The organism is Microbacterium sp. ZW T2_14, assembly GCF_044987405.1.
In the GTDB taxonomy this organism is placed as follows: Bacteria; Actinomycetota; Actinomycetes; order Actinomycetales; family Microbacteriaceae; genus Microbacterium.
Map to the genome: position 1 here is coordinate 1 of NZ_JBJDRK010000138.1, position 548 is coordinate 548.

The window sequence follows — 548 nt, forward strand, 5'->3', positions numbered from 1 at the left end:
GTCTACGAGGGCGTCATTCGTTCGACGTTCCTGGTCGACGAGGAAGGCAAGATCGAGGTGGCGCAGTACAACGTCCGCGCCACCGGCCACGTCGCCAAGCTCCGCCGCGACCTAGCTGTCTGAACCGGCCAGCCGCTGCAGGAACAGCGCCTCGGCGACGGCCATCTTCTCGATTTCCGTCGGGTCCACGCTCTCGTTCGGGGCGTGGATCCGGCATCGGGGCTCTTCGACGCCCATCAGCACGATCTCGGCGTCCGGCAATGCCTCCGCCAACGCGTTGCACAACGGAATGGACCCGCCCTGCCCCGCCGTCCCCATGGGACGTCCGAATGCCTCTTCCAAGGCACCTGACAACGCCGCGTAGCCCGGGCCGTCCGTTCTGGCCCGGAACGGCGAACCGATCGCCTCACGCTCGACGGTGACACGCGCATTCCACGGCGTACGCGCCTCCAGATGCGCCACCAACGCGTCCTGCGCCTGCTGCGGATCCATCCCTGGCGAAACTCGCAAATTCAGCCGTGCCGAGGCTCGAGGGGAGATTGCGGCGG

General features: G+C 67.3%; 2 pseudogenes. One reads left to right on the forward strand and one right to left on the reverse strand.

Features of this window, described 5'->3' with window-relative positions:
* Positions 1–123 (forward strand): annotated as a pseudogene (locus tag ACI3KY_RS20330) (peroxiredoxin); the annotation flags it as partial.
* Here ACI3KY_RS20330 and ACI3KY_RS20335 read toward each other — a convergent pair.
* A pseudogene (locus ACI3KY_RS20335) lies at positions 112–548 on the reverse strand (dipeptidase); the annotation flags it as partial. The pseudogenes ACI3KY_RS20330 and ACI3KY_RS20335 overlap by 12 nt on opposite strands.